This window comes from Martelella sp. HB161492 (genome assembly GCF_013184775.1).
Taxonomy (GTDB): Bacteria; Pseudomonadota; Alphaproteobacteria; order Rhizobiales; family Rhizobiaceae; genus Martelella.
Map to the genome: position 1 here is coordinate 86,195 of NZ_JAATVV010000018.1, position 10,550 is coordinate 96,744.

At 58.4% G+C, this 10,550-nt stretch carries 6 protein-coding genes and 1 pseudogene; 1 reads left to right on the forward strand and 6 read right to left on the reverse strand.

Annotation, left to right across the window (positions count from 1 at the left end; translation table 11 throughout):
- Positions 1-176 precede the first annotated feature (176 nt).
- Positions 177-1,250 carry a TQO small subunit DoxD gene (locus tag HCK86_RS22575; protein ID WP_176086748.1) on the forward strand — a complete coding sequence of 358 codons (1,074 nt, stop codon included), beginning with the start codon at positions 177-179 and terminating at the stop codon, positions 1,248-1,250.
- A 327-nt stretch (positions 1,251-1,577) separates the two neighbouring features.
- Here the strand turns inward: HCK86_RS22575 and HCK86_RS22580 are convergent, their stop codons facing one another.
- The 6 genes and pseudogenes from HCK86_RS22580 to HCK86_RS22605 all read right to left on the reverse strand — a co-directional run bounded on the left by HCK86_RS22580 (position 1,578) and on the right by HCK86_RS22605 (position 10,189).
- Positions 1,578-2,258, reverse strand: coding sequence for a response regulator transcription factor (locus HCK86_RS22580; protein ID WP_176086749.1), 681 nt, complete (start codon positions 2,256-2,258; stop codon positions 1,578-1,580).
- Positions 2,255-4,933, reverse strand: coding sequence for a sensor histidine kinase KdpD (locus tag HCK86_RS22585; RefSeq protein ID WP_176086750.1), 2,679 nt, complete (start codon positions 4,931-4,933; stop codon positions 2,255-2,257). The genes HCK86_RS22580 and HCK86_RS22585 overlap by 4 nt, the downstream gene beginning before the upstream one ends.
- 10 nt (positions 4,934-4,943) lie before the next feature.
- Positions 4,944-5,522, reverse strand: coding sequence for a potassium-transporting ATPase subunit KdpC (kdpC, locus tag HCK86_RS22590; RefSeq protein ID WP_176086751.1), 579 nt, complete (start codon positions 5,520-5,522; stop codon positions 4,944-4,946).
- Between the two features lie 12 nt (positions 5,523-5,534).
- On the reverse strand, positions 5,535-7,559 hold the full coding sequence (kdpB, locus tag HCK86_RS22595) for a potassium-transporting ATPase subunit KdpB (protein ID WP_176086752.1): 2,025 nt from the start codon (positions 7,557-7,559) through the stop codon (positions 5,535-5,537).
- Positions 7,560-7,577: 18 nt separating this feature from the next.
- Positions 7,578-9,263, reverse strand: a complete 1,686-nt coding sequence (gene kdpA, locus HCK86_RS22600) for a potassium-transporting ATPase subunit KdpA (protein WP_176086753.1) — start codon at positions 9,261-9,263, stop codon at positions 7,578-7,580.
- Positions 9,264-9,650: 387 nt separating this feature from the next.
- Positions 9,651-10,189: pseudogene (locus HCK86_RS22605) on the reverse strand (DDE-type integrase/transposase/recombinase).
- Positions 10,190-10,550 lie beyond the last annotated feature (361 nt).

A 10,550-nucleotide genomic window follows, 5' to 3' on the forward strand; every position in this document is an offset into this window, starting at 1 on the left:
CCCGTGAGGCCGAAAAACCTTAATAAAACCATTATAAATCAATTCGTTAACTGATTTTTTCTTGATGTGGGTCAACCAGTATTCCTTGAATTTTGTCTATTGAACAGTCTGCGGCGGCCACAGGAAGGTCTGCTCTGCTGCCGCGCTCAGCTTCCTCGCTAAAAAGGACAACTCTAATGAAAGCTTTGACATCAAACGGAGACGGGCAAGCGGTCGCGCCGTCGGTCTGGCAGCTTCTCGGTGCTGCCATACTGGCAAACCGCCTTGTCATCGGATGGGTCTACTGGGGCGGTTTCTCGCGCCGGTTCATCTATGATCTGAAGAAGATCGACCCGGATTCTCCCGGCTATCTTGCCAACAAGCTCGTCCATGCCGCGCCAGGCGTGCCATTTGGCGTTGGTGATATTCTTCACTGGCTGCTCGATCATGGCCTTTTGCTGCATATCTCGGTGATCGGCTTCAGTCTGGTGGAACTGATGGTCGGTGTCGGGCTGATGCTGGGGCTTGCGACCCGTTTCGTCTCGCTTGTCGGCATGGGACTTTCGGTCGTGCTGATGATCATCTTCGGCTGGATGGGAACCACCTGCCTCGACGAATGGACGATGGCGGCATGTTCCTTCGCCATGACCGCCGTCGTGCTGGTAACCGGAAGCGGCCCCTATTCGCTCGACAACCTGATCGTCAAATCCGGCCGGACGGCGCGAACGCCATGGTTGGCCTGGCTGACCAGCGGGCCGCTGCCGCTGTCACGCAGCCGCGTGATCAGCATCACCAGCATTCTGGGGCTCGTCGCCTTTGCCTTTACCGTCTTCTTCTACGGCTTCTATTTCGATGCGATCTACAGCCCGCTCGGCAAGCGCTACAACAATCTCGTACCGCATGTTTCGATGTCGCAGGGCCTGATCTCGGGCGATACGGTCTCGGCGCGGCTCTACACCGATGCGGGCCCCGATACGCAGGGCGCCTATATCGTCCGCGCCACGCTATCCGCCAAGGATGGGTCGGGCGCGCCGGTCTTCGACCTGGATGCCGCTGATCTCGACAACAAGAACATCGTCAGCATCTCCGACAATCGCTTCGCGCCCTGGTCCAGCTGCGCCCAGATCGCCTATGGCATCCGCTGCCAGCTCGGCAGCCAGGCGACGCTCAGTTTTGCCTTGCCTGATGGTGCCACAGCAAGCGATGGCCTGATCCTGACGCTCATCGATGTCGAGGGAAAGAAGTTCACTACAAACGTTACTGTGCAGTGAGTTCTTACGCGCTTACGAGGTCCGCTCGGCAACAGGCGGCCCTCAATTTCCTGTTTTCTGGTCTATGTGCAGAAACCCACGGCGGGAAGGGGAACCTTTGCCGAATTGGGCGACTCGAATTGTAAATGCCGAATAGTCGTGTGATCGATTGAAACGAACGCGCAATTTGATGGAATCAATCGGCGGGATTTGCTGAAGCACGACGAGCAAGTGAAATGGCCTTCATCTTAGGAAAGTGGTGAGATGACCAGATCGCGGGATATTGGATCTGGAATTTCTGAAATTGGCGTGAAGTGTCGTTCCGCCCTCAGCCGCAAGCGGTTCCGTTTACCCATCGGCCAGGCGATAGCCAATGCCTGGCTCGGTGAAGATCCAGCGAGGGTCGGCGGCATCGTCGCCCAGCTTGGCGCGTAGCTGTCGGATATAGACGCGCAGATATTGCGTATCGTCCGTGTGAGCCACGCCCCAGATGGCTTTCAGGATCATATCTTGTGTGACGAGCCGGCCGCGATGGGTTGCAAGCAGCCAAAGCAGATCAAACTCTTTACGTGTAAGATTGAGATCTTCATCCGCAAGTGTCGCCCGCCGCTCGGCCCGATCGATTGAAAGTGCACCGAGTGTGATCGTGGCGCTGGCCGCATCCTCGGCATGATCACGCAACAACCCCCGCAGCCGGGCAAGGAGCTCGGCTGTCGAAAATGGCTTCGTTACATAGTCCTGCGCGCCGGCATCGAGCGCTGCGATCTTTCCGTCTTCGTCAGAACGGACCGAGAGAACGAGAACCGGCACCCGTGTCCATTCGCGTATCGTTTTCAGCACGGTGATGCCATCCGCGTCCGGCAGGCCCAGATCAAGAATGATGGCCGCCGGGTTTTCCCGGGCAGCGGCAGCCACTCCGTCACGAGCGGTTGCTGCGGTGAACACCAGATGCCCTTCCGCCTCAAGGGCCACGCTCAGAAAACGGCGGATTGCTGCCTCGTCATCGATAATCAGAACACGCGCGCTCATTCTGGGGTCCCCGTTCTCGCGATTGGCAGCCTGAAGGCAATGCATGCGCCATTTTGCGGAACGGCACTGGCGCTGATCGTGCCACCATGGGCTTCTACAATTCCACGGCAGATAGCAAGACCCAGGCCCGCGCCGGCGGGTTTCCCGTCGCCCTGAGTAGCGCGCCAGAACATGTCGAAAACCCGGTTTTCCTCGCCAGCAGGAAAGCCCGCCCCCTCGTCCTGAATCGCGATCTCGATCATGCCATCAGTCACTTGTGCTGCCACTTCAATCGGGGCGCCAACGCCGGAATATTTGGCGGCATTGTCGAGAATATTTACGAAAACCTGTTCGACCAGAATAGGGTCGACATCGACGGGCGGAAATTCGTTTGGAATATCAATTTTGAGCGGATGATCCCGTAATGGCCCGCGAAGCCGCTGCCGTGCGGCCCCGACAAGTTCGCGCAGATCTGTCGGGCTCGTGCGCGGCTTCAGTGCGCCATGCCCAAGGCGCGTCATGTCAAGGAGGTTTTGAATATAGCGATCGAGCCGCTCGCCTTCGTCACGGATTGTCGTGATCAGTATGGCGCGCAAATTATCTGTGAGGATCTGGTTCTCAAGGCTTTCCGCAGCGCCGAGAATTGATACGAGGGGTGTGCGAAGATCATGGCTCACCGAAGAGAGTAACGCTGTGCGTAGCCGCTCGGTCTCTGACGTAACGCGGCTTTGGGCCAGATCATCCGAAAGACGGATCCGCTCAAGAGCGAGCGCCACCTGATCAGCAAGAGCGTCGGCGAGTTTGCGCTCTTCGGTTGCGATTGTTTCTCCCACTTCATTGCGGATGCCAAGCACGCCGATGCTTTTTCCGGATGCCCTGAGAGGCAGAAACAGCCAGTCCGTTGCTGGAAGCGTTGCAGACCCCCGTCCCGCAGCCTCGCTGTGATCGAAGGCAAAGCGCGCCGCAGTCAGCTCGCGGGCGGCAAGCGTCGTCTGCATCGGTTCGGCTCCGGCGATGTCCAGTGGCCCTGCGCGCCCGTTTTCAGGAGGCACGAGCACCATTGCCTCTCCTCCGATAACTGCCGAGACGTGATGAACGGCGACTTGAATAACCTGGTCGAAGGAGGCTGCCGTCGTTGCCTGGCGTGAAAAGTCATAAAGTTTGGCCGTCCGTTCGGCTGCAGCCTTTTGGGCAATTACCCGTTCGCGCAATCTGGCCGCCAGATTGCCTGTGAGGATTGATGACACAAGCAAAAGCACCAGCGTCAGTAGCTGCGTCCGGTCGAAAATCCGGAGGGTGTAAAGCGGATCGGTGAAGAAGAAATTGAAACAGAGAAAGGAGAGGCCGGCAGCAAGGATCGCCGGCTTTCGTCCCATGCGCGCTGCGATTGCGACCGTCGCCGTCATGAAGAGCAGCGACAGGCTGCCTGTCGGGAAGAACGGCTGAAGACCGGCTGCCAGTCCGGTTGTCGTGACGACCGTTGCCAGCACAATTCCAGGACGGAAAACGCTCAACGGCCCCCCAGGCGGCTTCACGCCAGATGCGTGCTGCACGGTTTCGTCGCCTTCCGACATCAGCGTCAGTTCAAAAGCATCTGCTTCGTTCAGCAACCCCTGATAAAGCCGTTCGTGCATTGTGGGCTGAAAACGGTGCCAAAACGGACGCTTTGCTGGCGGGCGCGGCAATAGAATCCGTCGGACGTTTTCGCGTCGCGCCAGTGCAATCACCTCAGCGGCTGGATCTCGGTCGACTTCGAGGAGCGAGACGCGGGCACCGAGTTGTTCAGCCAATCTGAGTGCATTGGCACCTGCGCCATGCCGGTGCGGTCCCTCAAGAGAGGAAACCCCGATTGCCAGCCACTCCGCCCGAGCCCGATCGGCAGAGCGTTTGCCGGCGCGCACAGCATCTCGGCCTGCCATGTCTTCCGGCAGAATAACCAGGATGCGCTCCTGCGCTGGCCAGGGGCCATCGATGGCATGGTTCGCCATGTGATCCTGAAGCTGTCGATCGATGCGATCTGCGGCGGTGCGCAAAGCGAGTTCTCGAAGCGCTGTCAGATTGCCTTTGGCGAAGAAGTTTGCGACCGCACGGGCTGCCTGATCCTCGATATAGACTTTTCCAGCACGCAGGCGCGCGATCAGTTCATCCGGGGGCAGGTCAATCAAAGCGATCTCATCTGCCTCGGACAAAACTTTGTCGGGAACCGTTTCGCGCACTCTGACGCCGGTTATGCGCGCCACCATGTCGTTCAGCGTCTCGACATGCTGAACATTGAGTGTGGTATAGACGTCGATTCCGGCATCGAGTACGTCCTCGACATCCTGCCAGCGCTTCTCATGCCGGCTTCCGGAAAGGTTGGAATGGGCAAGTTCGTCGATCACTGCCAGATCCGGCGCGTAGGCGATTACGCCATCGACGTCCAGCTCGTGCAGAATGCGGCCGTTATGGAAAAACGGTCGCCGCGGAAGCACATGAAGATCCCGCAGCATCATTTCCGTTTCAGTGCGGCCATGCGTTTCGACGAGGCCGACAACGACGCGAACGCCAGATGCCGCCAACCGCGCCGCAGCGTCCAGCATCGCGTAAGTCTTGCCGACGCCAGGGGCCGCGCCGAGGAAGATCTTCAGTCGCCCGCGTCCTTCCCGGCGCGCGATGTTCAGCAGCGCCTCTGGGCTCGGCCGCCTTGCATCCACCATGCTTTGGTCCTCAGTTTTTTTGAACTGGCGCGTCCACAGCCACCTTGTCAAGCGCCAGATTGAGTGCGAGCACATTCACTCGTGCCGTGCCGTAGAGACCGAAAAGCGGCCTTGCTATCGATCCGTCAATCAAGCTGTCGACCTCTGACTGTCGAAGTCCGCGGGCGGTGGCAACGCGTGCGGCCTGGTTCCGTGCATTTTCGACGGAAATGTCGGGATCAAGCCCTGAGGCGGATGAGGTGACTGCGTCGATCGGGGCGTTAGCATTGTTAGCCTCACGGTATGCGGCGCGGCGCTTTGCGACCTCAGCAACGAGTGTTGCTGAACTTGGACCGAGATTGGACGCACCAGCCGCCGCCGCATCATAATCAACGGCGGATGGTCGCGGATGAAAATAGCGGCGGCCTGAAAAGGACTGGCCGATCAGAGCCGAGCCGACGACACGGCCGTCAGCGACGAGAAGGCTTCCCTGGGCGCTGTTTCTGTTGATGACACCGGCAAGACCGGTCATCGCAAGTGGATAGCCAAGCCCTGTCAAAGCCGTCATGATGAGCGTAAAGCCAAGGGCCGGGCGGATCAGAGTGAACATGTTGTTTTCCTTTCAGGCCAGGCCGAGCGCGCTCACAGCCAGATCAATGAGCTTGATGCCGACGAAGGGAGCAATGAGGCCGCCAAGACCGAAGATCATCAAATTTCTGCTCAGCAGGGCCGCAGCACTTTCCGGTCGATAGCGAACGCCACGAAGCGCAAGCGGGATGAGCGCAACGATGACCAAAGCATTGAAGATGACGGCTGATAAAATGGCACTCTCGGGACTTGAGAGACGCATGATGTTCAAGACCGCAAGCCCCGGAAATGCGGCCGCGAAAATGGCCGGCAGAATCGCAAAATACTTTGCCACATCGTTGGCGATTGAAAATGTCGTCAAGGCGCCACGAGAGATCAAAAGGCCCTTTCCGACCATTACGATCTCAATCAGTTTTGTCGGATCACTGTCGAGATCGATCAGGTTGGCTGCCTCTTTGGCTGCAGACGTACCGGAGTTCATCGCGACGCCGACATCAGCCTGAGCCAATGCAGGGGCGTCATTAGAGCCGTCACCGCACATCGCCACGAGGCGCCCGCCCGCCTGCTCCTTGCGGATGAAATCCAGCTTCATTTCGGGCGTCGCCTCAGCAAGAAAGTCATCGACACCGGCCTCAGCGGCAATTGCTGCTGCGGTCAGCGGGTTGTCACCCGTGATCATCACCGTGCGAATGCCGATACGGCGCAGCTCGGCAAAGCGTTCACGAACGCCGGGCTTGATGATATCCTTCAGATGAACCGCACCCAGAATACGCCTGTCCTCGGCCACGATAAGCGGTGTACCGCCAGAGCGGGCAATGTCTTCAACAGCGGCTCTGAGCGTTTTATCCATTGCGATGCCGGTAAAGCGCTCCACCGCGTCAATCGCACCTTTGCGCAGCTGTCGTCCGTCGATGTCAACGCCGGAGAGCCGTGTGCTGGCAGAGAAGGCAACCGGAACACCGCCTGTGGCAGCCCCACGGTCCAGTCCGGGCATTTCCAGTTCTGCGAGGGTTATGATCGACTTTCCTTCCGGTGTGTCATCAGCAAGCGAGGATAAGAATGCGGATCTGATCAGCGTCTGCGTCGAGACACCGGGGGAGGCGATGAATTCATTCGCCATCCGGTTGCCGAATGTGATGGTGCCGGTCTTGTCGAGCAGCAATGTGTCGACATCGCCGGCCGCTTCAACGGCGCGACCCGACTTGGCGATGACATTGGCGCGCACAAGCCGATCCATGCCGGCGATGCCGATGGCTGACAGCAGCCCGCCGATCGTGGTCGGGATCAGCGTCACGAACAAGGCGCCAAGGGTGATGACCGGAATGATCAGGCCATAATAGCGGGCGAATGGCTCAAGTGTGACCACAACCACGAGGAAAATCAGGGTCAGGCCGGCAAGCAGGATGTTGAGCGCGATCTCATTCGGCGTCTTTTGCCGCTCTGCACCCTCAACCATGGCGATCATCCGGTCCAGGAAACTCTTTCCCGGTTCAGCAATAATGCGGATGACCAGGCTATCGGAAATGATGCGGGTCCCGCCGGTCACGCCCGAGCGGTCACCACCTGATTCACGGATAACGGCTGCACTCTCGCCGGTGATGGCACTTTCGTCGACTGAGGCTGTGCCGGCGATCACTTCCGCATCGGTTGGAATGATGTCGCCCGCTTCCACCAGAACCAGCTGGCCGGCTTTCAAGCCATCGGAAGCGACCAGACGCGGATTGGGGTCATCGATATCAGCCAATAGCTTCACCATGGTCTTTGCTTTGGTGGCGCGCAGACTGTCGGCCCGTGCTTTGCCGCGACCTTCGGCGAGTGCTTCGGCAAAATTCGAGAACAATACGCAGACCCATAGCCAGAAGGTGATCTGAAGATTGATGCTGGCGCCGCTCGCTCCAGATAGGAGATCGCGCAGCGAAAGCAGCGTTGTCATGGCGGCGACAAGAGCGGTCACCAGGATGACCGGATTGCCAGCCAGCGCCCTGGGAGATAGCTTCCGTATGGATGCAATTGCCGCTGATCGGTAGATCTCGGAGGACCCGGTTTCGAAAGAATTCATGATGTTTCCCCGCAATTTTTAAAAGGTCTGGCCAAGGGTGACCGACACCTGTTCGGCGATTGGGCCGAGTGACAGGACCGGGAAGAAGGTGAGTGCGCCGAGGATCAGGATGGTGCAGATGAGCAGAAGGATGAACAGCGGGCCATGGGTCGGGAAACTGGCGGCCGATGTCGGTATGCTGCGCTTGACGGCGAGCGATCCGGCAATCGCCAGCATCGGGACGATGATGGCGTAGCGGCCAACAAGCATCAATATGCCGAGGGCCGTCGTCTGCCATGTGGTTGCTGCCCCAAATCCGGCGAATGCCGAACCGTTGTTGCCGACGGCGGATGAATAGGCATAGAGGATTTCGGAAAGGCCATGCGGTCCCGGCGCTTGTACCGAAGCCAGTGCAGCCGGCACCACCGCTGAAACAGCGCCGCCGATGAGAATGCCCAGAGGCATTGACAGAAAGGCGATGATTGCGAGGGTTACTTCCTTTGCCTCGATCTTGCGCCCGAGATATTCCGGCGTCCGTCCGACCATGAGCCCGGCAAGAAAGACGGTGAGGACGACATAGAGAAGCATGCCGTAGAGCCCGGCCCCGACACCGCCGAAGATTACTTCACCGATCTGCATGTTGATGAGCATGACGAGGCCGGAAAGCGGCATGAAACTGTCATGCATTGCGTTGACCGAGCCATTCGACGCCGCCGTTGTCGCTTCAGCCCAGAGTGCGGAAAGTGCTGCGCCGAAGCGCATCTCTTTGCCTTCAAGGTTGGCCCCAGCGCCCAGCAGGGGATTGCCGGCAAGTTCGGAGAAATGGATGATCAAAAGCCCGGTCACCAACAGGATGCCCATGACGACGAAGAGCGCGATGCCTTGACGCCGGTCGCCGACCATCCGGCCGAAAAGAAAGGTAAAGGCGGCCGGGATAAGAAGGATGGCGAAAGTTTGCGCAAGGTCGGAGGTTACATTCGGGTTTTCAAAGGGATGCGCCGAGTTGACCCCGAAGAAGCCGCCGCCGTTCGTCCCCAGCTGCTTGATTGCAATTTGGCTCGCTGCAGGACCCCGAGCGATGACCTGTTCGGCGCCTTCAAGCGTGTGGACATGAACAGCACCGAGAAGCGTTTGCGGAACGCCCTGAAGCACAAGAAACAGGCCGAGCACGATCGAGAGTGGCAACAGAATGTAGAGGATCGAGCGGGTCATATCGACGAAGACATTGCCAAGTCCCCGGCCAGTACCACCGGCGAAGCCCCGGATAACGGCAACACCGATTGCCATTCCCGTCGCAGCCGAGAGAAAGTTCTCAACCGTCATTCCTGCCATCTGCGACAGATAGGACAGCTGAACTTCACCGGAATAGGCCTGCCAGTTGGTATTGGTGACAAAACTCACGGCAGTGTTGAAGGCGAGGGCTGGAGCCATGGCCCCGATGCCGTCTGGATTGAGCGGCAGGAGATGCTGGAACCTGAGGATCGCGTAGAGTGCCAGAAAGCCCGTAAGATTGACTGCGAGCACGCTGAGGGCATAGCTGCGCCAGCCCTGGCTGCTCTCGCGATCAACCCCGCAAAGACGATAGATTCGATTTTCAAGAGGGACGAGAACAAAAGAAAGCGCATTGTTCTCGCCGGAGAAGACTTTTGCCATATGCGCGGCAAGCGCCCATGCGGCAACAGTCAGAACGACTGCAAAAAGAGCAAAGCCGACGAGGTCACCCATGCTGACCTCCTCGGCTGTTTCCCTGATTGAAGAGTGTCCGTATAAGGAAAATAAAGGTGACTGCTGTCACCGCTAGCCCAAGAAACAAATCGAACATGGCGGGCCTCAGAGACCATCAATGAGGCTGATCGATAGCGCGAAGGCGGCAAAACCAGTCATACCAAGGACCAGATAGATGAGATCGGACATGGCTAAACTCCTGTCAGTTGCTGACAAGGTGTTGCCTCCGCGAGCCGTAAAGTTGCCATGCTGAAGATCGGGCAATGGCGTAAAATTCGCATAAAGGCGAGCGGGGAAGCTGAGCCGGTATTGGGCATTGCCAAGTGATTTTAGGGTGTTGTCACATTCAGTTTGTCAGGTCGGGCAAGGACCCAAGCTCTGGGAATTTTAGGCGATGCATGACGCAACTTTCCATGCGTCGAACGCTTCAGGGCGGTGGTAGCGAATTGCTTGATCTTCCCGGTGGCGCGACGGCACTGAAAAACAATTGCGGGTGGCAGGGTGCATTGAGATGAACCGTTGCAAGGCTCCCGGCGATCGATGTCCCTGCATGGTTCGTTCCCGCTTTCGAAACGGCAGATGGCTATTCTCAGCTCGATTGTTGAGACCCTTGTGCGACCAATGGTCAAGGCTTGGCGCCACATCCGCCTTTGCTGCACCATAGGAGCGAAGCCTGTCGGTGATGATCCGCTTGGGAACTAAGCCATAGCGCTTCATCAGCGCCACCAGCAGGCGCTTGGCCGCCCTTTTGTCACAGCGCTTCTGCAAGATTTCTTCGAGAACAAAGCCATGCTGATCAACCGCACGCCAGAGCCCAAAACTTTGCTCCAGCGACGGACTGTCTCCTAGGAAACGTCGATACCACGCTCAAGCAGCATTTCCTCAACTTCACGCAGGCTCAGATTGAACCGCAGGCAAAGCCACACCGCATGCTGGCTGGCAAATACGCGAAGCGGGCGACAGGACCTGGAGCGCGCGGCTGAAAGGTCCGGCGCGGTCGTTGCCGTTTCCGGCGTGTCGAGATCTGGTCTTTGAGCGATGCTGAAGGTGAGAATTTCGGGCAGGCCGCGCCATAGCTCGTTCGTGTTCCTGCCGGCGATGATAGTCTAGCGGCCGGGACTGCATCCGTTTGCATAACGGTCGATATGTTTTGACATGCCGACTACGGGGCATGCCGCAGAACCGCCCGGCGGAGCCGGGCGGTTTCGCTTTCCTGAGTGCTTACTTCAGCGCGCCGATCGCGTCTTCGACAATGGTGAGCACCTTGGTGGAGGTGACCATGTCGAA

Excerpts from the sequence above, each read along its gene's own strand:
- HCK86_RS22575 (WP_176086748.1), top strand. The coding sequence starts at position 177 with ATGAAAGCTTTGACATCAAACGGAGACGGGCAAGCGGTCGCGCCGTCG.
- HCK86_RS22580 (WP_176086749.1), bottom strand. The coding sequence starts at position 2,258 with ATGAGCGCGCGTGTTCTGATTATCGATGACGAGGCAGCAATCCGCCGT.
- HCK86_RS22585 (WP_176086750.1), bottom strand. The coding sequence starts at position 4,933 with ATGGTGGATGCAAGGCGGCCGAGCCCAGAGGCGCTGCTGAACATCGCG.
- kdpC (WP_176086751.1), bottom strand. The coding sequence starts at position 5,522 with ATGTTCACTCTGATCCGCCCGGCCCTTGGCTTTACGCTCATCATGACG.
- kdpB (WP_176086752.1), bottom strand. The coding sequence starts at position 7,559 with ATGAATTCTTTCGAAACCGGGTCCTCCGAGATCTACCGATCAGCGGCA.
- kdpA (WP_176086753.1), bottom strand. The coding sequence starts at position 9,263 with ATGGGTGACCTCGTCGGCTTTGCTCTTTTTGCAGTCGTTCTGACTGTT.